The sequence below is a fragment of the Mucilaginibacter psychrotolerans genome, assembly GCF_004519315.1.
In the GTDB taxonomy this organism is placed as follows: domain Bacteria; phylum Bacteroidota; class Bacteroidia; order Sphingobacteriales; family Sphingobacteriaceae; genus Mucilaginibacter; species Mucilaginibacter psychrotolerans.
Genome location: NZ_SOZE01000001.1, coordinates 224,198 through 244,877, shown reverse-complemented (window position 1 = coordinate 244,877; position 20,680 = coordinate 224,198). Strand labels below are relative to the sequence as shown.

Sequence of the window (20,680 nt, the reverse complement as noted above, 5' to 3'; positions counted from 1 at the left end):
TTAGCATCTATATCAATTTCCCTAACAGTTGTGGTGACAGCATTTTGCTACTTATATTTCCAGTGCCTCGTCTTGCCCTCGCTTATCCATTCCAGCCCTTCCATTAAACGCTTCCCGCGGGTGGCGTCGCTCTTGGCATCTTCAAACCAACTGATGTATTCCTTCTTTTGCGACGGACTGAATTTTTCGAAGTGTTCTTTGGCTGCAGGGGTTTGGTCGAGCAGTTCGGCAAGGTAGGCTGGGGTATCCATCGCTACGGCTGCGGGTTTGGCGGCAACCTTTTTTACCGCTGCAGGTTTGGCTGCCTTTAACGTGCCCTTTTGCGCTATAGCCTGGCGGATGTACCAAATCAGAATATCGTCCTCGGGTATATCAGCTACGGTAAATAACTTGCCTATGTTGCCGGCTGCTTCACCACCTTCGGTATGAAGTATCTGGTGCGGGTCGGGCAGTTGGTCGGCTTTCCAGAAACCAAAGCCGGCATGCTGCTTAAAAGCCATCATAAAACAAAGCACCCCGTTATATTCAAAAAAAGGAGCGCTCCATTTCATGGTTTCGGTAATCTCGGGCGAGGCACGGTGCACCAGTTCGCGCAGGTGTTTTAAAATGGGTTTTGCAAAATCTGCCGATTTCTCGATGTAGGCATCTACGCGGCTATCATATTTTTCCATGATTTAAGGTTGATAGAAGTAAATGTATAAAAAGGTGGTCAAAGATAAATCGCCCGCAAATTATTTATAAGACAATAGCGTGTTTTAAACCAAGTTTCCGCGTGCTAGCCACCAATGATGGTGATGGCATCAAGCACCTGGTGGTGGGCTCATTTAATATCGCGGAACAGGAAGGAATAAATTATGACAGGACAATAGTTACGTAAATTGTAATTATCAGTTATTTGTACAATTCCTTTATCAAATCAATAAGATACTTTTTGTCTATACTACCCTCATCTTATTTATCGTAAAGTGTAACCATATTGATTTTTGTATTGGAATCAACTTGCGATACTAAGTAGGTAATTACCCTATATCCACCACTTTTACCTTTTCCTTTACTTTTGATTGCTAATCTTACTTTATAAAGGCCGCCGCCTAAATCCGCCCCCTTGTCTCGGGTTTTCTAAAAGACGTTGCTCCAATTCTTCCAAATCAGAGACAAATGAGACGTGGCGTTTCTTGAGATTTTTTGCCGCATTAATAAACACCCTCGAATAGACAATAATATTAGCTACTATATATCTTTTAGAGATAAAGGTTCCATATTACCTAATTCCATCTCTTTAAGTTCTCTTAAAGCCGTTGCTATTTCCAGCGTAAGGGGACTTACTTCTGGCTCCTTAATCACTTTGGCTTTGAACTTTTTCAGCATACCCAAAAACAGTTCGGTATCGCTATCTTTAATTTGTACTGTAAAAGTTGTCATAAACAAATTTAATAAATATTACGCCACCACCAAATCGCCAAACAGCTGCTTGTGCCAGCTGTCTTTAAAGGGCACTTCCCATTTGGTTTGCAAATCGGCGAGGGTTTGGGCCAGGTTGTTGAAAACGATGGTATCTGAAGTGATTTTTCCCTGCTTCAGCAGTTCTTCAAACTGATTGCGGGGTACAGATAATATTTCTTCGCCACTGCGGTAAGCAAGGTTAAACCTATCGAAGAGGTTGATGCCGAACTGCTGCTCCAGCTGTTTCATAAAGTTTACCGATTTATCTATCGAGCAGCCGCTTGCGCCGGCCTGGCTTTCATCAACAAACAAAATCAGGAAGCGATTGTACTTGATTTCGGCTTTGGCTTTCAATTGGTTGTTGTGTGCCGCCCAGCCGGTGGTGAAATTATCCAGTAGCACCTGTATTTGCAGGGTTTCGGCATCGGTTAATTTACGGTCGGACTGGTACACCCAAACCCGAGAATGTGAAGAAAATTCCATAAAGCAAATTTATTCAATTTATTTACTTGGGTGTATTGTTTGTTGTCATGCTAAGATCACTTCTACCAAAGATGAAAAAAGCATCCTTTATTGCTATAGCATTGCTGATCATACCCCTCCTATACGGCTTTGCGGGCTTTATGGATGAGCAGGCATGGGTAAGCTGGGGCAACAGGGTGCTTACGGAAGCGTACGACCCATCCGGCGAGCCGAACATAGCCCATTGGGAAATAGCCCTCACTACCGACCATTTTATCCGCATCCGCAAAACTTATCAACAGGGCAATCAGGCGTATTATTCCTTCAATATCAAGCGCATCAGGGCGATGAATTACCAGCGCACTACAGCTGATACTTTAGCTGATACCTTGCAGGTGCGCACCCTTACCGATGATATCATCATCCAAACCTTTGACGACCCTAACGGCGATTTAGATTCGGTGGCTACATCGCTCAAAATCCCGGTGGTTAAACTAAGCCCTGCCAGGCTGGATAGTTTGAAGGAAGCCTTTACGTTTTTGAAGAAGAAGGGGATGTGACCATCCTCACCACCATGTCATTTCGATGAGCAGTGGGGAGGAAAAAGCGGTGGGGCGAAGAGAAAACTTATACGCGCAGCCGACGACTGAGCACATCGAATATGCATTGTGGTAATCGATGTCGTTCATATAGGGCAGTCATAGCACGCCGTATAAGTTTTCTCTTTCGCGCATTCTCGCACTCACCCCACCCCTGCTCTATCGAAATGACATGGGTGGTTGGGTTGGTTGTAGGAAGAACTGCCTACCCGCCAACCTCATCATTCAAAAACCTCCACTCAGGGTTTATGGATTCTATCAGGGCTAACTTCTTTTCCCTCCGCCATTTCTTAACTTCTTTTTCCCTGGCGATGGCCTGTTCGACATGCGTGAAATGCTCATAATAAACCAGGCAGTAGCAATAGTATTTGCCGGCGAAGGAGTTGTTCGTGCCACGGTTTTCTTTATGTTGGAAAGCACGGATACCTACATCGTTCGTCATCCCAACGTATAACGTGGTTTTACCGGGATTGGTTGTGATGTACATGTAGTAATTATGGTTCCACATGAGGTGAATATACAAAATCGATAAATAAAACCCCATGTCATTTCGACGAACTGAAGCGTGGGGCCGTGAAAGGGCGTGAGGAGAAAACTTATACGCGCAGCCGGCAATTGAGCAAATCCGGTATGCAGAGCTGTAATGGATGTCATTCATTCAAGGCGGTCATAGCAAACCGTATAAGTTTTCTCTTTCGCACCTCAGCGCAATGCCCCACCCATGCTCTATCGAAATGACATTGGGGTTAATTTTTAGAGGTATCCCCTACAACCCGTTCGCCCGCACGGTGATCTCGGCAATATCTAGTACTTTTATTTCCTGCTCTTTATCCATGTGCTTTACGCCATCGCTCAGCATCGTCATGCAGAAGGGGCAGCCGGAAGCGATGACATCGGCTTTGGCCTCCAGTACATCAAGCATACGCTCGTCGTTGATATCTTTATTGCCTTTTTCGGGTTCTTTAAACATTTGGGCACCGCCCGCGCCGCAGCAAAGGCCATTGCTTTTGCAGCGTTTCATTTCTACCAGTTCGGCATCCAGTATCTCTAAAGCTGCGCGGGGAGCTTCGTAAACGCCATTGCCGCGGCCCAGGTAACAAGGATCGTGGAAGGTAATGCGGCGGCCCTTGAAGCTTTCGCCGCCTTCGGCTTTTAGCTTGCCTTCGTCAATAAGGCCCTGTATCAGTTGGGTATGGTGTATCACTTCGTATTTACCACCCAAACCAGGGTATTCGTTGGCAATAGTGTTGAAGCAATGCGGGCAGCCGGTTACTATCTTTTTTACCTCGTAGGCGTTCAATAACTCAATATTGGTCATGGCCTGCATCTGGAACAGGAACTCGTTGCCTGCGCGTTTTGCGGGGTCGCCGGTGCAGCTTTCTTCGGTACCCAATACGGCGTAACTGATGCCTGTATGCTGCAGTATCTTGCAAATATCGCGGGTTATTTTCTGCGCCCGCTCGTCGAAACTGCCTGCGCAGCCTACCCAAAAAAGTATCTCGGGCGTTTTGCCTTCGGCAACCATCTGGGCCATAGTAGGAACCACGAGGATTTCGGATTTCGGGTTCCCGATTTTGGATTTATTTAGGATTTCTTCCATCTTCTGTTTTAAAACGGCCTACTGCAAACCGATAAAGCTAAATGTTGGGCTCTTCTTCTTCGCGTATATCGGCAATAAACTCGTTGATGCTGGCGTAGCTGTTAAACTTTATGGCCGAATTGATGACGTTCAACTGGTTGAGGATATCCAGCGCGACCTGCAGCGCCTGGGCCTCCTGCCCTATCATCCTGGGATCCCAATTGGTGCCTATTAGCGTTTCGTTCTCTGCCATACCCACGCACCACTCCTCCAGGAAAAAAGCCAGCGGAATTTCCGTAGGCGTATAATCCTTCCAATCATCGCGCGCGCTGGCCTTGGCGTACGCCCGCTCCGACCAAAACGGAATCACATCCACGTCTTCATCCTCTGCCGAAGAGGAATTTGCCCAGCCTTTTTTATCCTTTAAGCCCCATACTAATTTAGAGGCCGCTACTTTCCCAATAAACAATTCGTAACCTTTTTCCATTTTAAAATTTCTATATCATTTTCTCATTTGCACATCTGAAATCTGCACATCTGCACATCATTTTTCAACCCAATTAAACCTGTCGGCCTGGCTGTATTTCCAGGGGGCACCGTTATTTTCCATATTGCCGAACATATTATTGAGGCTTGCCGGTGCCTGCGATTCTTCCATCACCACGTAGCGGCGCATCTCTGTAATAATCTCCAGCGGATTAATATTTACCGGGCAGGCCTCTACGCAGGCATTGCAGCTTGTACAGGCCCATAACTCCTCTCGGCTGATATAATCATCCAGCAGGGTTTTCTCGTCAGTATAATCCTTGCCATGCTTATCTATATTGTTGCCCACTTCGGTTAGCCTGTCGCGGGTATCCATCATAATTTTGCGGGGCGATAGCAGCTTGCCGGTGATATTTGCCGGGCAAACCGATGTGCACCTGCCGCATTCGGTACAGGTGTAGGCCTCCATCAGGTTTTTCCACGTGAGGTCGGTAACATCTTTCACACCGAAACGGCTCACCTCAGTGGCTTCGGGCACGAAGGATGGATCGAGCATGGCCTTCACCTCGTTGGTGACCGATGCCATATTGGTAAACTCGCCTTTCTTGTTCAGGTTTGAATAATAAACATTAGGAAAAGCCAACAGGATGTGGAAATGCTTGGAATAGGGCAAATAATTCAGGAAGGCCAAGATGCCCACGATATGGAACCACCAGCAACTGCGTTCAATAAATTCGAGTGCCGCTGCGCCCGCTGGCAGTAATGGCGCTATAAGGCCGCTCACCGGGAAATTGCCTGCGGTAACGTAATGGCCAATGTGTAAAGCCTGTAGTTTATAATCGGCCGCGTTCATGGTGAGGAAGGCCGTCATCAGGAGGATTTCGGTAATGAGGATGTAGTTGGCATCAGATTTTGGCCAAGCCGTCATCTCTGTGCCGCTAAAGCGCTTTAATCTGATGAGATGGCGCCTCGCCAGAAACACCACGCAAGCTACCAGCACCAGCAAAGCCAGCACCTCGAAACTGCCGATGAGCAGCCCGTATAAGCCGCCCAGCAGCTTAGCGAATACCCGGTGCGCACCGAAGATACCGTCGATCACAATCTCCAGCACCTCCAGGTTAATGATCACAAAACCCACGTAAATGAAGAAGTGCATCACCGCAGCCGTGGGTCGCTTAACCATTTTGGTTTGGCCGAGGGCTACTTTGGCCATGACGCGCCAGCGGGCGGCAGGGTTATCGCTCCTGTCGGTATCTTTACCCAACAAAATATTGCGCCGTACTTTGGCTACGTTTTTACCAAACAAGTAAGCGGCTGCCAGTAGTATGATGATGAAAATTACTTGTCCAATCATTATGCATGCATAGTATTAAAGGCTAAAGTATAAATTAGTTTTAATGTTTGTGATAAATGTTGAAAGGTTGTAATGTTGCAATGTTAAAAAAAGTTAGAGGGTTAGAAAAGGTTAAAAGCGTTAGAAAGGTTAGAAAAAGTTAAAAAGGTTGTAGATGTTGCGAAAAGGTTAGAAAGGTTGAAAAGCGTTTCAGAAGTCAAACAAGTCGTTAGACGTTTCCAATTTTGACGAATCCAAAAAAAAATAAAAAAAACAACCGCCTTTAATTCCCTGAAAACCAACTTTTCAACCTTCCAACTTTCCAACTTTCTAACCCTCTCCCCAATAAATTTGAAAAAAAACTTTACAGGAATAAAAAAAACGCTACATTTGCATTCCCGAAAAGAACGGTATCATAGCTCAGTCGGTAGAGCAAAGGACTGAAAATCCTTGTGTCGCTGGTTCGATCCCAGCTGATACCACAAAAATCGAAAAGCCTCTTAGATTGCTCTAAGAGGCTTTTTTGTTGGGGCAATTATTTTGTTCAAAATAGAATGCAGACGTTGTTGAAATACTTAACCTATCATTTTAATTTACTTTATACCCACGTATTTTTACTAATAATATTAGCAATATATTAAAAACTTCATTATCTTGCAGGCGCAGTATTGACACACTTAAAAGGGCCCAAGGAAAAAATATAATCCTTTGATTTTTTGCTCTTGCTGCAAATAGCACAATGGACGGATTACGATTTAATCAAAGAAAACAAGGAAATTTGTTACTTTAGAGCAGTCCCGGTAAAAGTTATTTTTGATCGATATTGAAAATTAGAAATACTTCTCAATAGAAAATTACAGATAAAATATGAAATCAACGCAATCTCTGACAGTTATAGATCTTTTTTGCGGAGCGGGCGGGCTTTCAGAAGGTTTTAGACAAGCTGGTTTTAAAGTTTTAGTCGGTCAAGACTATGACGACCGTGCAGGAGAAACTTTTTCGGCGACCCATCCGGAAGCGACATTTATTGGCGGCCCGATACAAAATGTTTCCCCACAAGATTTATTGAACGCGGCAAAAGTTAAGCATGGTGAAATTGATATCATTGTAGGTGGACCGCCCTGTCAAGGCTATTCAATAAACAATCATCAACGAGGATTGGAAGATCCACGATCTGGTCTGTTTCGCGAATACTTAAGGATTGTGGAAGGTATTAAGCCACGTTGGCTTGTAATAGAAAACGTAACTGGAATTACATCTATTGCCGGAGGTAGCATAGTAAAGGAATTAACAGAAGGTGTAGAAAACCTTGGCTATAAGGTAGAAAAGAAAGTACTTCGAGCAGAAGAGTATGGCGTGCCGCAAGAACGGCGCAGAATTGTTTTCATCGCGACACGTACAGACGCTCCTATATTATTTCCAAAGCCTACGCATGGTGCAGGCCTTCAACCTTTTGTTACCGTTTGGGACGCTATTTCTGATCTTCCGAAACTTGAAAACGGAGACAAGAATGTCACTTTACATTATGCTACCTCTCCGAAGAATAGCTATCAGGCACAATTGAGAGAAGCTAGTTATCAGCTTTATAATCACTCCGCATCTAAACTATCTTTAGTTAACGAGGAGAGAATGAAGCATATTCCGCCGGGCGGATCATGGCGTGACATTCCCATACATTTGCTCCCCGAAGGAATGAAAAAAGCGAAACGTAGCGATCATACCAAGCGTTATGGACGACCTAAAAAAACCGATTTGTCTTGCACCGTTTTAACCAAATGCGATGTTCATTGGGGCGCTTATATACACCCGGAACAAAATAGATCATTCACCGTGCGTGAGGCCGCTCGATTGCAGTCATTCCCCGATTTTTTTGATTTCAAAGGTAGTCGTACTGAGCAATACGTGCAGGTTGGAAATGCAGTACCTCCACTTTTGGCAAAGAAAATTGCAGAGAGTATTCTTTTAGCAGAGAAGTCGTTAACTAAAAGACCTATATCTCAATTAACACAAACTAAACTACCGCTTAATAAGGATTATGCCATTGCATTTTAACCCTGAGCTAATTATAGGGGAATTACTCGGTGAAAAGGCGTACAAAGGGATTGACCCATCTTCGAATAATTTCGAGTGTCCTTTTATTAAATCCCGTTGCACAAAGCGAAGCACTAACTTACCTAACGAACCTTATCCGGTTTGTAGTATATGGCGCAAAGGCGATGGGAACGCAGACCCAAAGCAGGACTTGATTTTCGTATGTCCAAAGCGTTTCTATGCCGTTGATTTTCTGACTGACGTAATAGATCATTGTTGGCCTGGCGAAAAACCCAAAAATGCAAGATTTGCGCCTGAAGTTAAAATGGCTGATTTTGGTAATGTAGACTTTGTAATTGCTGACGTTCAAGATGACGGTGAAGTGGGGAATTTTCTGTCAGTTGAATTGCAGGCTATAGATATCACTGGTTCTGTATTCAAAGCTTATCAAGCTTTGCGCGAGGGTAAGGATTTAGATAGAAGTCCTACATTTGGTTTAAATTGGGATAACGTTTACAAACGCTATGTTACACAACTCATAAGGAAAGGCTATTTTCACCACCATTGGAAATCTAAGATCGTTGCTGTAATTCCGGATCAGGTGTATAAATACATTACATCCCGTGCGGATTTTATGCGTTCAACCGATGTTAAAAACAACCCTCAAATAAATATAATTTTCATGACTTATCGGTTGGAAATTGACCCGAACCATTCAGGCAAATACAAGCCTACATTGGTAACGGTAGAAGGTACAAGCCATTCGAGTTTACAACATGCAATAATGTATAAGGATGCACCTTTAAAAGAAGCATTTTTCGCACAAATTAAAAAATCATTGGTTAGAGCAGTAGACTTGGCTGGCCTTATTAAGTTAGGTGAAATCCCATTAGACACAGGCATTTCAGAGGGAAATAATGACAATTGATAAATCGCATCAATCACTATTTTAGGTTGTAAAAATTATGAAATTTGTAAAGCCACCACAAAAACCAAACGCCCCTTAGAGAAATCTGAGAGGCGTTTTTGTTGGGGGCTAAGTGTTTGCATGCCATGCGCATCAATAATCATATCTTGATGTAGAATATTGCTCTTTATATGCAAAATGACGATAACTATTATCACCTTTTGCAGCTAATTCCTTGTCGACTTTATCGTCTTTTAAATTATAATGCCGTTTGTTTAAGAAGCCGACAGATCTTATAGTCGGGTGCTCAATTAACGGCGTCAAATCACCGTCGAGAATATTTGTATCAACAAACCTAAAATCGATCAAATTAGGGAAGTGTTTTAAGAATGACAGATTTTCTATTGGTCCGCAGGCGTTTAAGCAAAGAACCCTTAACCCTTTTAAACATAATAATTCATCGGTAAAGGTGAACTTTTTAGACTGACCAATATAAAGGTATTGAAGGCTCGCACTCAATTCCGATAATCCCAAATCGGTTTCAAGCTTCAAACAATGACGCAGTTCAAGTCTTTTTAGATTTACAAACTTGCCAACACCTTGAAGGTCTTTTAGATTTGCCGAATTGAGTTCCAGATAAGATAGCTTATCAGACCCGGGCAGGTTGTCAAATGCACTTTCCTTGTGCCTTAAATACCAAAGAATGGCATATTCAACCCTTGTAAAGCTTTCATCTATTTTAGGCTTTTCCTTTAAGTCCTGATTAAGGTAATTACCAGCTGCTAACTGTTCAAACCAAATCGTATTATATCGCCAATCCATGGTTTAAATATATCGCTTTAGTTGCTATTTGATTAATAGATTAAACCAATTACTTTACGAATTACAGACATATTCGTCCAGTGCAACCTTCAGTATTTATCAAGCTTTTTTGATATCAAAGCCCTGTAAATAAGATATCTTCCATTTACCACCTTCCTTTTTCACGCTGAATTTATAGGTGACGGTTCTCCAATCGGGTGATACGTCTTTAGGTAGGCTACCCCACGTCCAGTACATTCTTCCGCTTTCCTTGTTTAAATTAACTATATGCACCTCTACTAAATTAGCCGCTACGCTAAACGCATTGGCGCCGTCATATGGCACATCCTGGCAATCGCACCATGGGTCAACATCACTATCAAAAGCAAATGGAGGTATTTCTCCTGTTGAGAAAGGTGCAATCTCCTTATCTCTCATCTTCCCATCAAGCACTTGAATAATTTGGTTGTAGTTGTCGATAAATTCCTTCGAGAAAAAGCCGGTTATTCTTAAACTGTCATCAACTCCTTTTAATTTACCCAAGTCAAAGCCTGTAACCGTACTATCCCGTGGATTTATCACAAATGGAAGTAAATCAGGGACTTTTTTTCCTTCCTCCGCCCATACAAGCAGATTACGCATGAGTTTTTGAATCTCTTGTTTATCCTTTGTGGTATCAGCCGTTGCGGGTGCACTAACTTTCAAGATCGCTTTTGCTTGCTTTTCAGTTGCTTTCGGTTTGCTGTTTTCTTTACAGCCCAATAGGCAAACTACTAAAACTACGATGGAAATTCTCAGACAGGTCATACTGCAATTTTATAAGGTTTCGAGAAGCTAATATACCCTTCGAATTATAATCGACAATTGACTACAAGATAAATTTCCGGCGTTGATAAAACGCCCCATTTTCTTTCGATTTGCGAACATTTAAGAATATCCCTTTTGCTAAGGCTTTAGCCAGTGCGTTCCTATTTCAATATTGATCTAAAAACTCGTCGATTTGGTCCTCGCTATCAAGGTTCTGAATAGCATTTCCCAGTTTGATGTGGCCTTTGGCAATTGCGATAGCAGTAAGCGCTGCTGAAGCCGTACTTAGATCCCAATTTTCTGATAAAATGCTTGCAGCAATGCCCGATAATTCACTCAAAGTATTTTGATAGGTAGTGTAAAGGGCCTTGGGTATGGTTGGATTATCCTTATGGCGTTGTATTTCGATTAACGACACCAGGCCTAACACGTTCCAATCTATTATTCCATTCTCTTTTGCTATCCGAACCATATGTGGAACAGCATAGTACGAGGCAATTCCAACATCTCCCTGATGATGAAGTTCAACCCACAACTCTAGGTATATTTCTTGAGTTTGATAAACATTGCATGCCGCCTCCAATCTTTTTAATGCTTTTGAAGCATCATAGCAAACTCCTCTGTAACCACCCTCAAGCTCCTCCCAACGAGGATCGTTCAGCCCTAGAAATGGTTCATCTACTGTTTTTTTTGGGAAAAAATCGCCAAGTTTGAAAGTCATATAATAAATGATAAGATAGCATAAATATATAAAAGATTAGTTTGAACCTATTCATTATTAATCCCGACCCTCCTGGAAAACACTGACTGAGGGTAATTTGGGAGTTATAGCACCGCCATCACGAAAACCAAAACTCACACTTTGCTGTAATCGTGTAAATAACAAGAAGCTGCGAAATAATTCCCAAATCCGCTTTTATTTTTAGGGACTAATTACCCGCCTTGTTGTGATACAATGATAAGGCTTGCGTGAATCTTTATAAAAACATTCAATCCTTCTGTTAAGCAATAAAGGCTATATTTGAATAGCTACGCCATAAGGCTGCTAATCCCAATAACATTGGACATGTTCGAAATTCTGTTTTTACATCTTTTAAAAAAGGTTTCACTCTCCCACGAAGAACAAGATATCATCAAATCATTTTTCATTGTTAAAAAACTACGAAAAAGGCAATACCTGCTCCAGGCTGGCGACGTGTGTAAATATTTATGCTTTGTGGAAAAAGGCCTGTTGCGGTCATATAATGTAGATGACAAAGGCATTGAGCATATGAATATGTTTGCCTGGGAAGGCTGGTGGACCTCAGATATGTACAGTTTTTTTACCGGTGAAAAGGCGGTTATCAATATTGATGCGATAGAAGATACCGAGCTTTTAATGATAACGATGGAGGGTTTTGAAAAAATGACGCTGATAGTTCCGAAAATGGATAGGTACTTTCGCATTCTTTTTCAAAACAGTTTAATTACAAAAGAGCGCAGGCTTATTAGTTCCATAACGCACACCGCCGAAGAAAAATACACTAACCTGGTTGAAAGCAACCCCACACTGGTTCAACGGGTGCCGCAAAATCTGATTGCCTCGTATCTCGGGCTTGCTCCTGAAACTTTAAGCAGGATCAAGAAAAACATTGCCCTCCGCAAATAATGTCACTTGATCTGGATCAAGTGTGTTTTCTGATTTAGGTCAACTGCCGCTAATTTGCCAAGAGGTAATTTTGCGCATGTCAAATTCCAAAGTTCCAAGAATCCTCATCACCGGGGCAACCGGCCAGGTAGGCAGTAAAACGATTGATTTTCTGCTTGATAATAAAGACATAGCAATTATCGCCGCCGTACGCTCCCCCGAAAAAGCCGCTCCTTTTACAGCAAAAGGAATAGCAACCGTAATACTTGATTTTGATGATGAAAGCACGCATTTACCGGCATTACAAGGTATTGATCGCGTACTGATAGTTACGGGCTACACCGTTGACATGCTAAGGCAAAGTAAAGCGCTGTTAGATAATGCTAAGAAAGCAGGCGTTGGGCACGTGGTTCATTTAGGCGCATGTGGCCGGGATGATACCACCGTTGCGCATTGGGCCTGGCATCAGCTGATTGAACGATATATAGAATGGTGCGGTTTTTCTTATACCCATTTGCGCCCGGAGACATTTATGCAAAACATGTTAAGCTACGGTGGCAAGAAAGCCATTGAAAATGGGATAGTTCATGCCTATGTGGAAGGCGCCCGTTTGAGTTGGGTTGATGTGGAAGACGTGGCACAGGTGGCCGCTGTATCATTAGCACATCCCGAAATTCATGCAGGGCAAACCTACAGACTGGGGTACGATGCCGCAACGTTCGATGAGATAGCGGCGATGATGACGACTATTGTGGGTAAGCCGTTTCGGTATGAGCCGCTTGCTCCGGAAGTATTCTTACAAAACATGATCAATGCCGGTGCAGAAATGGCTTATATGGGCTGTGTATATGAGCATTGGAAACGCTATGCGGCAGGAACAATCCCGGGTGCAGATGATACGTTTGATAATTTCCCGGTAATCACCGGAAAACAGCCGACAGGACTAGCTGATTTTATTGAAAAGCATAAAACCGCATTCGATTACTAAGGCGCTCCCAGGGATCACAAAAACCTAAGGCTAAAGAACATTAAAAACAGCAGAGAAGCATACACCTCAAAAGCACTGTAATACAGATATTTTACTGCAGAAAACCCACGTGTAAAAACAAGTGGGTTTTCTATTTCAGGGCGAATTTTTTTAATTAATTTCGTTATGTGCGTCTGGCAGCCCTTTTATTTGTTCATGTGTAAAATAGGGTCATTCTTTTGTGCTTCCGGGTCAATAACCACGTTTTCTCCGGCGGTCATCAGCCATTTACCATTCTGTTTTACATACACAAGCAAGGCAATATTATCTCTGCCAGGCATTTTATGCCCATCGGGCGTGGTAAATTCGCTTACATAACTTTTTAAGTGCACCAATGCCGTTGTGGGGTTAATGATACGTACAAACACGCCTTTGTTGGTCATGGTGGTATGCTTAAATATATTGGTATGATAAAACTGTATCGCGTATTCAACCTCTTTCAGGTTCTTCCACCACATACCTACAATATTCACCCAGCTGCAGTCGGCAGTGCAAAAGGTCTGCATATCGCTATGGTCGTGCTTGTTCCAGCTGTTAACCAAGGCATCAACCTTTTTTTCAATTGCTTTAACATCAGCATTTTTTGTTTGTGCCTGCGCAGTTAAGCCAGATAAAATAATTCCGAATAGTACCATTGTGCGTTTCATGATGATAAGTTTTTTTTGGTAAAACTAGGCCATCACCACCGTTGCAAATAGTAAAAAAACGACATCTTATATCCGCATGTGTTCCTGTAAAAGTGCAGGCGCTTTGTTGATTTGTTTGGCAAGCGTACCGGGTAATACGCCTGCAAATTCTTTGAAGTCTTTGATCAGGTGCATCTGATCGTAATAACCACAAGTATAGGCTATATGGGTCCAGCTTAAGCTTGGCCGGCTTTCTTTTAACCGATAAGCTTTAGAAAACCGTACCAGTCTCGAAAAAATCTTTGGTGAATAGCCCATGATCTCTTTGGTGCGTCGTTCGTATTGCCTCAAACTGAGGCACGCTAATGAAGCTGAATTTTCTATGGTTATATGGCCTTGCAATTGAGCCTTCATTGCGCACTCCCAAGGCAGCAAATTCGAATGCTTAAGTTTCTTCATCATGTAACGTTCAACCACGTTTTTCATTTCAATTGCTGTCTGGGCCGCTTGCAGTTGTTCATTCACTTCGGCCATTTCGTACCCCAATAGCAGGGTGGCATCAAAGGGCTCATCATACAACTCGTGCATGGGCATTTTTAACAGCCTATGCATACCGCCCGGCATAAATGCTACCGAAACAATAACGTGGTGTGCACCCATAGCAATGTTAACCCTACTAACTTGCGGACCGATAATGACACTTGCCGGGAGCTTTTGAATATCATTATTGATATGCGCAGTAACGGCATCCCTTGGATAAAAATTGATGGTATGTTGCGGGGCAGGTGGAAAAGGGCTGAATTGGAGCGAGGCGTGATCAAACCTTGCCTCAACAACCATCATATGGCTGATGTAACCGCTCAATGCCGGATGAGGAGCAAAAAAAACCGGTGCCAGATTCATATACTAAAGTTAGGCACAAAATCTATAAAAGCGTTGGTGAACTCCAGATATATCAGGGGACTTTCATTTTTATCTTCTTCTATCCCGCATCATCCTATCGAAACCAAACTATACAAGGGTGGTTTGGCTTTGCTTCGTTGTATCACGTTCCGGGCTTCCAGATCGAGTTTTACGGTTTCGCCGTACCATTGCGCATTTCCCGAAAAATGGCCGTGTATATGCTGGTGAATCGCTTCCATCAGATCGGTATGGCTTAAGGGGCCTTTTTGTAGGATATCCAAAATAGCCGACCTGATCACTTCATATTTCTCCAGTGAAATAAGCTTGTTGATTTTATCAGCATCGGGATGCAGGGTTTGGATCTTGGTGTCTTTCATACTATTGAAAGTGGTTATAAATAAAACAGAAAGGTCGGCAAATAAGCAAACACTTGCAAATGAACGGATAAAGCGTTATAAACTGTGCCCGGATTGCCTGACGCGCAACACAAAGTTTTAGTGACAATAATTTCAAGATATTTTACCCTCTTTGTAATATTCCGCTCCTTACTGATACTTATTGTGAAAACAATGATATGAAGACTATATTAACCCAATCAGCCCAATTACGATCGGTAAAAATTAACCGCTTAGCGTATGCAGGCCTACTGTTTGCCGCAATTGTTTTCTTGATTTTGAAGGACTGGCAAAATGGTTTCTGTATGCTGGGGATAAGCCTGGTGGCTGATCCTTTCGACTACCGGGTTACCTGGGCAAAACGCCCGCTATGGCAACGGAGCTGGCTCATAGTACACCTCGCCATTTTATTTGCGGCGATGATTTACCTTTTAATATCCAAATTTTAATTGGGCGAGCAAGAGTTTCTAACGCAGGTAAAGCTATGCCACGGGCTCATCTTGAAATTGATAGGCCTGTATGCCTATTCTTTAAGCGACCGTAACGATTTATACCAGGAAATTTTGCTAAACGCCTGGAAAGGGCTCGGTAGGTTCCGCAAGGAGGCAAAGTTTAGCACCTGGCTGTACCAGGTAGCCATCAATACCATATTTACGGCCAACCGTAAGGCAAACGCCATCAGCTATTCTGATTGCATGGAAGATTTCATTATCCCGGTATTGCCACAAAGCGAGCAAAAGGAAGATGTACAACGGCTTTACGCCGCCATAAGGCGGCTGGCAGAGGTGGACCGCGTAGTAATAACCATGCACCTGGAGGGCTACGGCAACCCCGAAATTGCCGAAGTGCTGGGCATCAACGCAAATTATATAGGCGTAAAACTGCACCGGGTAAAAAACCAATTACAAACTATTTTAAGAAAAGAATAAGTCATGGATATAGAACAGGTGTGGAAAGGGCATATGGCCGAAACAAGCAGCTTGCCGGATATGCAAAGCATTGCGCAGCTAAAACCAGCTAATCAAAGCAATCCTTTAAAAAAGATGAAGAAGCTACTGGTAAAAAACATGGTTGGGGTAGCGTGTTGCATTGCATTCTATGTTATAATTATTTACTTTTTTAATTTTTGGCAAATCCGTGTTTTAATAGGTATCACACTGCTATTTACATTGTGGGCACTGGCAACAGCCTGGCAACTTTACCGCTCGGCTGACGACCAGGTATCGGCCACTAATTTACTGGACGAGCTAAAACGCAACCGGGACGCGCTCAACTTGTGGATGCGGATACAAATGCGGGTGTCGGTATTTATTTATCCTTTTAGCGCGGCGGGCGGGTATTTATGGGGTGGTGTACTGGGCTCGGGTAAAGATGTAGCGGCTTTTATGAGCAAACCAATAGCCGCCTGGGCATTAATAGCCTGTATTATCGTGCTAACGCCGCTTGGCTACCTCGCCGGCAAATGGATGTTTAAAAAGACGTTTGGAAAGGTTATTACACAACTCGACGAAAATATAGCAAGCCTTTCTGCTGATGCTGCCTGAGTTACACGCTGCAATCCAATAAAGAAAAAATTACCCCCTAAACTCAAGTTGCAAACAGGTATTATGGCTGGCTTTATTTTCAACACCGGTTTATTATGGGGGATGGATAATCGCCTCGACGTAGTATTGCCTTTCATATTGTTCGCCTCCATAATATTTGTAGCTGTTAACCTGGCCCTTAGCAAACCTGCATCTGCACCGCAAAAACATTGATGGCAATGCTAAGCAAAAGGCCGGGCGCATTCCGCCCGGCCTTTTGCCGAAAGATAAGCACTACCCGGCAGCATCAATTTACTATCCGTTTGTCTTTAGCGGCAAAGCGGGCATACACCAGCAGCGCACCTACGATCATTATGTTCCGGAAGATATTCAGCATATCATTCTTATCGGCAGCACGGGGGATGTGCACCAAAAATATCATCAGGAAAACGTAAAGCGCCATTAATAATGTGGCCAGCTTATCATACTTGCCAATAAGGCAGCTAATAATAAATGCAAGTATGCATACCCCCGTAAAATAATCCCAAAATAACGGGAAAGGTATCCAGGCCGGCACAAAAGCTGCGCCCATGTCTGCATTACCAAAATGAAGCTCCACGTATAGCAGGAAAGATAGCGGGAAAAGCCATGTCCCTATTTTTGTAAGTTGGTCTGTCATGGTTCTTCTTAATTTATGGGGAATGGAACCAATGGCCTGATTTCTACGCTGCTGTTAGGGTATTTTAGTATGGGGCAGGTTTTGCTCCATTCCTGCACTTCCTCAAGGCCTTCGGCCTTGCAAATAAGGTAACCGCTAACCATTACATTATCTGCCTCTTTATGCGCTGCGTTCTCCGCACCATACCTGAACACCAAATTCCCTGCAAATTCTACCGGTGCTGTAGAAATGAGCTTGCCCTGCATGGCAATGCCGCCTATCCATGCTTGCCATAGCGGCATATCGGCGGCCATGTCCTCCGTGGTGGTCAGGTAACCCTCGTCGCCCGCACTGTTCCTGAATAATAAAAGATACTCTTTCATGATGATCAATTTTAGTTTTTTTAACACCCTAAAATTCATCAAAGCAATGCGCAAAGGGCGTTGACAAAAGTCAACGTTTTTAAATTTTTGCTTTAAGGCGGCTAAAGGTTTCCTGAGAAATACCCAGGTAAGATGCGATGAGTTTGTTTGAAAGGCGGCTCATTAGTTTAGGGCGGTAATCCATCAGCCACTTGATCCTATCAAGCGCCGAAAGCGATACGAAGGTATTGATGCGGTAAACAGAATTGGCATAAGAGGCCTCGAGTATTTGCCTGTACACTTTATCAAACTGCGGCACGGTTTGCATCAACTGCTGAAAATTGGGGCGACTTACGGCTAAAAGCACACAAGGTTCAACCGCTTTGATGTTCTCGGCAGAAGGCTGGCCGCTGCCAAAGCTGGTGAGGTCGGCACACCAATTATCTTCGGTAACGATGTCCCGCGTGTTTTCGTTGATATCAGCATCATAAATAAAAACCTGCAAGCAGCCGGTGGCGATGTAATACACATAGGTGCAGCAATCTCCTTGCTTCAAAACCAGTTCGCCGCGCTTAAAGTGGCGCTCTTCAAAAGTAGCCAGTACCTTATCCAGGCCCTCAACATCATCGCCGAGCCGGTTTTGTATATGTTGCCGTAAAAGATGAATCATGCATTTTTAGGTGTTTTCAGTCTAATTATCTAACATGTTTTTTCTTATCCACCAGCGGCTCATCATCATACAAATCAATACCGCCAGCTCTTCAAATCTGCGCCTTTGGGTGCGCGCGTGGCAATTTCGCTTACCCATTTTTTGATAAACATTTGATGATAGCGCAGGCGGCTGATATAATTAGGTTGGGTATGGTCGCCGTTCCAGCAGTGTTCGGCGCGGTCGCCGTAATCTACCTGGCAGCCACAATCGGGGTTGCTTAGCTTCTTCAGCATGTCTTCAGCGGTGTAAACAGCGTTGTTGAGGTAATAACTATCCATATCGCCTACGTAGATTTGTATCTTCCCTTTTAGCTTGTTGCCTATTTTGGGCCAGTCGCGCTTGATGATGTGGGTAAGGTCGAAATTCTCCCGCCAGTAAGCCGCTACCGTGGTATCTATTGTGCCGGTGTACTTATCGTAGATGCGTTTGGGGTAACCATCCTTATCCATGGGCGAGAACACAGCTTCCCAAATGTCGAACTGGTCGCCGCTGCGGCTACGGGTACCCAGGGCAAGTTCGCGCTGGTTTATCTCCTGCAGCGTAGCAGATACGTGCCCCAAATAATCGCGCATGCCGGGGCGCGGCGTTTTCTTAAAATCGCTGGTGGGGAAATACGCATTCTTATCCTCGTAGATGTTCATGGTGGTGTAATGGTGAAAGTCCACCGGGTCGGGGCAGGCTGCGTAGCTGCCGTTGTATTCATCCGGGTAAAGAACCTGCACGGCCAGCGCTTCCCAACCGCCTGTAGAGCCGCCGTAAACAAACCTGGCCCAGCCCTTGCCAATACCTCTGAAACGTTTCTCTATCTCGGGTATCAATTCATAGGTTATCGCATCGCCATAAGGGCCCAGATTTGCCGAGTTTACGGCGTACGAATCGTCGTAGTATGGATTGGCGTGCTGTATCTCTACCGCCAGTACCCGCGGAAACTTAGCGCCCGTCCACTGCCTGTAAAAATCGTAGGCCTCCTGCTGCTCTATACGGTTATAGCCGGTGATATGGAAACGGGCGGAAGTATCGGGCTTTAGGTTAGCATCTGGCACCTCGGTTCGGAAACCCTCGAAATCGGCCGGAAAATGCCCGTGGAAAATAGCCAGCGGGTATTTCACCTTCGGGTGCTCGTCGAAACCACCAGGCAGTAAAATATTGGCACCGATGTACATCGGCCTACCCCAAAATTCCGTAAGCAGCTTGCTTTGTATGCGGATGTGTTTGATGTATTTGGTATCGGCGGGTTGCGCAATGGGCGGGATGATCTTATCGATAGTGAGCGCAATTTCATGATTAGCCATCGGGTTGATATGGAACTTTACCGGCTGCGAATAAATGTTGCCGGGCGCAATATTCCAGTGCTGGCCCTCGCCCCTATCCATCGGCAGCTTTACCGTTTGGCCTGTTTTAAGGTGAAAGGTTTCGTATTTGTGCAGCAATACCTGTACATAATAATCGCCGGCGGGCATATTTTTTAAACGCTCTACCGGGTAGCCAAAGGCCTGTACATCTACCAGTTGGCTGGTGCCCGGCTGCCAATTCTCCACATCTACACCAAAAACCTGCTGGGTTTGCGCGTTATCGGCTACCTGGAAACGGGGCTCGGCATTGTTATTGTTAGATAGCAGCAACAACAAACGACCATCAAGCACCGCCTCTTTCAAAGAAGGATCTATAGTAACCCTGAAGGTTTGGGCATGGGCTGAAACGGCGAAGAAAATTAACAAATAAAGCAGCTTTTTCATGATGGGAGGTTTTACCAAATATAATAAATACAACCCCTGTTAAACCTTCGGCCCTAAAAATATTCCTACTGATATAAACACCACAATAATATATGAAACGAATTCTATCTATCGTATGCCTGGCAATCGTTGTATTGACGGCATCATCCTGCCAAAAAGAAACCGTTGTTGCACCAAACAACAACCTAACCATCCAAACAAGCGTAAGCACCAATAACTGGATAACCCTCGATAACGGCAAAACCTGGAAACAATCTATCAGCGTACCCGAACTTGACAGTTACGCCAACGATAATGCCGGCGTACTGGTTTACCTATCGTTCACCAATGGTGTTTATGAGCAGATACCCGAGGTATTCAATGGCGTAAGTTATAGCTACATCCACGAGCGCGGTTTGCTTACCATTTACGCCCAGGCTTATAGCGGCAACCTAACCACTCCAAATCCCGGCAGTGGCAACGTAAAAATCGTATTGGTTGATTCGAACCCATGAGGCTCCACCAGCCTCCTAGCTATGGAGGCTTCTATATATACGTTCAATAATTTTCAAAATGAAAAAGGCACCGATTGGGTGCCTTTTTTGTGAGCCAGCCCCCTCTAATCTCCCCCGGTAGGGGAGACTTTTAAAAGCCGCTTATTCTTTAAGCCCTCCCTTTCAGGGA

At 44.0% G+C, this 20,680-nt stretch carries 28 protein-coding genes and 1 tRNA gene; 11 read left to right on the top strand and 18 right to left on the bottom strand.

Features of this window, described 5'->3' with window-relative positions; all coding sequences use genetic code 11:
- Positions 1-47: 47 nt before the first annotated feature.
- The 4 genes from E2R66_RS01125 to E2R66_RS01110 form a co-directional block, all read right to left on the bottom strand.
- On the bottom strand, positions 48-671 hold the full coding sequence (locus E2R66_RS01125; protein ID WP_133229687.1) for a DUF1801 domain-containing protein: 624 nt from the start codon (positions 669-671) through the stop codon (positions 48-50).
- A 280-nt stretch (positions 672-951) separates the two neighbouring features.
- Positions 952-1,062, bottom strand: coding sequence for a hypothetical protein (locus tag E2R66_RS29230; protein ID WP_394347167.1), 111 nt, complete (start codon positions 1,060-1,062; stop codon positions 952-954).
- A gap of 168 nt (positions 1,063-1,230) precedes the next feature.
- Positions 1,231-1,422, bottom strand: coding sequence for a hypothetical protein (locus E2R66_RS01115; RefSeq protein WP_133229689.1), 192 nt, complete (start codon positions 1,420-1,422; stop codon positions 1,231-1,233).
- An 18-nt stretch (positions 1,423-1,440) separates the two neighbouring features.
- On the bottom strand, positions 1,441-1,926 hold the full coding sequence (locus E2R66_RS01110) for an ABC transporter ATPase (protein WP_133229691.1): 486 nt from the start codon (positions 1,924-1,926) through the stop codon (positions 1,441-1,443).
- A 71-nt stretch (positions 1,927-1,997) separates the two neighbouring features.
- Between E2R66_RS01110 and E2R66_RS01105 the strand changes: the two genes are divergently transcribed.
- On the top strand, positions 1,998-2,465 hold the full coding sequence (locus E2R66_RS01105; RefSeq protein ID WP_133229693.1) for a hypothetical protein: 468 nt from the start codon (positions 1,998-2,000) through the stop codon (positions 2,463-2,465).
- Between the two features lie 244 nt (positions 2,466-2,709).
- Here E2R66_RS01105 and E2R66_RS01100 read toward each other — a convergent pair whose 3' ends face one another.
- The 4 genes from E2R66_RS01100 to E2R66_RS01085 all read right to left on the bottom strand — a co-directional run bounded on the left by E2R66_RS01100 (position 2,710) and on the right by E2R66_RS01085 (position 5,923).
- Positions 2,710-3,012, bottom strand: coding sequence for a GIY-YIG nuclease family protein (locus E2R66_RS01100; protein ID WP_133229695.1), 303 nt, complete (start codon positions 3,010-3,012; stop codon positions 2,710-2,712).
- 258 nt (positions 3,013-3,270) lie between these two features.
- Positions 3,271-4,104: a (Fe-S)-binding protein gene (locus tag E2R66_RS01095; RefSeq protein WP_133229697.1), complete on the bottom strand. Its 834-nt coding sequence runs from the start codon at positions 4,102-4,104 to the stop codon at positions 3,271-3,273.
- A gap of 37 nt (positions 4,105-4,141) precedes the next feature.
- Positions 4,142-4,570, bottom strand: coding sequence for a DUF2750 domain-containing protein (locus tag E2R66_RS01090; RefSeq protein WP_133229699.1), 429 nt, complete (start codon positions 4,568-4,570; stop codon positions 4,142-4,144).
- 57 nt (positions 4,571-4,627) lie between these two features.
- Complete coding sequence (locus tag E2R66_RS01085) at positions 4,628-5,923, bottom strand: (Fe-S)-binding protein (RefSeq protein ID WP_133229701.1); 1,296 nt, start codon at positions 5,921-5,923, stop codon at positions 4,628-4,630.
- Positions 5,924-6,311: 388 nt separating this feature from the next.
- Here E2R66_RS01085 and E2R66_RS01080 point away from each other — a divergent pair.
- From E2R66_RS01080 to E2R66_RS01070, 3 genes are all read left to right on the top strand, one after another.
- Positions 6,312-6,384, top strand: a tRNA-Phe gene (locus E2R66_RS01080).
- A 385-nt stretch (positions 6,385-6,769) separates the two neighbouring features.
- Positions 6,770-7,954, top strand: a complete 1,185-nt coding sequence (locus tag E2R66_RS01075; protein WP_133229703.1) for a DNA cytosine methyltransferase — start codon at positions 6,770-6,772, stop codon at positions 7,952-7,954.
- Positions 7,938-8,861 carry a NotI family restriction endonuclease gene (locus tag E2R66_RS01070; RefSeq protein ID WP_133229705.1) on the top strand — a complete coding sequence of 308 codons (924 nt, stop codon included), beginning with the start codon at positions 7,938-7,940 and terminating at the stop codon, positions 8,859-8,861. Before E2R66_RS01075 ends, E2R66_RS01070 begins: the two co-directional genes overlap by 17 nt.
- A gap of 132 nt (positions 8,862-8,993) precedes the next feature.
- Here E2R66_RS01070 and E2R66_RS01065 read toward each other — a convergent pair whose 3' ends face one another.
- The 3 genes from E2R66_RS01065 to E2R66_RS01055 form a co-directional block, all read right to left on the bottom strand.
- Complete coding sequence (locus E2R66_RS01065) at positions 8,994-9,662, bottom strand: hypothetical protein (protein WP_133229707.1); 669 nt, start codon at positions 9,660-9,662, stop codon at positions 8,994-8,996.
- A gap of 99 nt (positions 9,663-9,761) precedes the next feature.
- Entirely contained in the window at positions 9,762-10,448 is a 687-nt protein-coding gene (locus tag E2R66_RS01060) for a hypothetical protein (RefSeq protein ID WP_133229709.1), read from the bottom strand.
- Positions 10,449-10,614: 166 nt separating this feature from the next.
- A complete protein-coding gene (locus E2R66_RS01055) occupies positions 10,615-11,169 on the bottom strand; it encodes a hypothetical protein (RefSeq protein ID WP_133229711.1) in 555 nt (184 codons plus the stop codon).
- A 345-nt stretch (positions 11,170-11,514) separates the two neighbouring features.
- On the opposite strand from E2R66_RS01055, the gene E2R66_RS01050 reads away from it, so the two are divergent.
- Both E2R66_RS01050 and E2R66_RS01045 read left to right on the top strand, forming a co-directional pair.
- Complete coding sequence (locus E2R66_RS01050; protein ID WP_133229713.1) at positions 11,515-12,096, top strand: Crp/Fnr family transcriptional regulator; 582 nt, start codon at positions 11,515-11,517, stop codon at positions 12,094-12,096.
- A 76-nt stretch (positions 12,097-12,172) separates the two neighbouring features.
- On the top strand, positions 12,173-13,063 hold the full coding sequence (locus E2R66_RS01045; protein ID WP_133229715.1) for an SDR family oxidoreductase: 891 nt from the start codon (positions 12,173-12,175) through the stop codon (positions 13,061-13,063).
- Between the two features lie 185 nt (positions 13,064-13,248).
- Here E2R66_RS01045 and E2R66_RS01040 read toward each other — a convergent pair whose 3' ends face one another.
- The 3 genes from E2R66_RS01040 to E2R66_RS01030 all read right to left on the bottom strand — a co-directional run bounded on the left by E2R66_RS01040 (position 13,249) and on the right by E2R66_RS01030 (position 15,008).
- Complete coding sequence (locus E2R66_RS01040; protein ID WP_133229716.1) at positions 13,249-13,749, bottom strand: SgcJ/EcaC family oxidoreductase; 501 nt, start codon at positions 13,747-13,749, stop codon at positions 13,249-13,251.
- Positions 13,750-13,815: 66 nt separating this feature from the next.
- A complete protein-coding gene (locus tag E2R66_RS01035; RefSeq protein WP_133229718.1) occupies positions 13,816-14,631 on the bottom strand; it encodes an AraC family transcriptional regulator in 816 nt (271 codons plus the stop codon).
- An 89-nt stretch (positions 14,632-14,720) separates the two neighbouring features.
- Positions 14,721-15,008, bottom strand: coding sequence for a DUF6958 family protein (locus E2R66_RS01030; protein WP_133229720.1), 288 nt, complete (start codon positions 15,006-15,008; stop codon positions 14,721-14,723).
- A gap of 197 nt (positions 15,009-15,205) precedes the next feature.
- On the opposite strand from E2R66_RS01030, the gene E2R66_RS01025 reads away from it, so the two are divergent.
- From E2R66_RS01025 to E2R66_RS28235, 4 genes are all read left to right on the top strand, one after another.
- Complete coding sequence (locus tag E2R66_RS01025; protein ID WP_133229722.1) at positions 15,206-15,475, top strand: hypothetical protein; 270 nt, start codon at positions 15,206-15,208, stop codon at positions 15,473-15,475.
- A complete protein-coding gene (locus E2R66_RS01020) occupies positions 15,476-15,955 on the top strand; it encodes an RNA polymerase sigma factor (protein ID WP_133229724.1) in 480 nt (159 codons plus the stop codon).
- Positions 15,956-15,958: 3 nt separating this feature from the next.
- A complete protein-coding gene (locus E2R66_RS01015; RefSeq protein ID WP_133229726.1) occupies positions 15,959-16,570 on the top strand; it encodes a hypothetical protein in 612 nt (203 codons plus the stop codon).
- 63 nt (positions 16,571-16,633) lie between these two features.
- On the top strand, positions 16,634-16,783 hold the full coding sequence (locus tag E2R66_RS28235; protein WP_158288308.1) for a hypothetical protein: 150 nt from the start codon (positions 16,634-16,636) through the stop codon (positions 16,781-16,783).
- Positions 16,784-16,856: 73 nt separating this feature from the next.
- On the opposite strand, the gene E2R66_RS01010 is transcribed toward E2R66_RS28235, so the two are convergent.
- The 4 genes from E2R66_RS01010 to E2R66_RS00995 all read right to left on the bottom strand — a co-directional run bounded on the left by E2R66_RS01010 (position 16,857) and on the right by E2R66_RS00995 (position 20,017).
- The gene (locus tag E2R66_RS01010) at positions 16,857-17,228 is read right to left on the bottom strand and encodes a DoxX family protein (protein WP_133229728.1); all 372 of its coding nucleotides are present in this window, start codon (positions 17,226-17,228) and stop codon (positions 16,857-16,859) included.
- Between the two features lie 8 nt (positions 17,229-17,236).
- Entirely contained in the window at positions 17,237-17,590 is a 354-nt protein-coding gene (locus tag E2R66_RS01005) for a YciI family protein (protein WP_133229730.1), read from the bottom strand.
- A 79-nt stretch (positions 17,591-17,669) separates the two neighbouring features.
- A complete protein-coding gene (locus E2R66_RS01000) occupies positions 17,670-18,239 on the bottom strand; it encodes a Crp/Fnr family transcriptional regulator (protein ID WP_133229732.1) in 570 nt (189 codons plus the stop codon).
- Between the two features lie 74 nt (positions 18,240-18,313).
- Positions 18,314-20,017: a hypothetical protein gene (locus tag E2R66_RS00995; RefSeq protein ID WP_133229734.1), complete on the bottom strand. Its 1,704-nt coding sequence runs from the start codon at positions 20,015-20,017 to the stop codon at positions 18,314-18,316.
- A 92-nt stretch (positions 20,018-20,109) separates the two neighbouring features.
- Between E2R66_RS00995 and E2R66_RS00990 the strand changes: the two genes are divergently transcribed.
- Positions 20,110-20,511 carry a hypothetical protein gene (locus E2R66_RS00990; protein WP_133229736.1) on the top strand — a complete coding sequence of 134 codons (402 nt, stop codon included), beginning with the start codon at positions 20,110-20,112 and terminating at the stop codon, positions 20,509-20,511.
- Positions 20,512-20,680 lie beyond the last annotated feature (169 nt).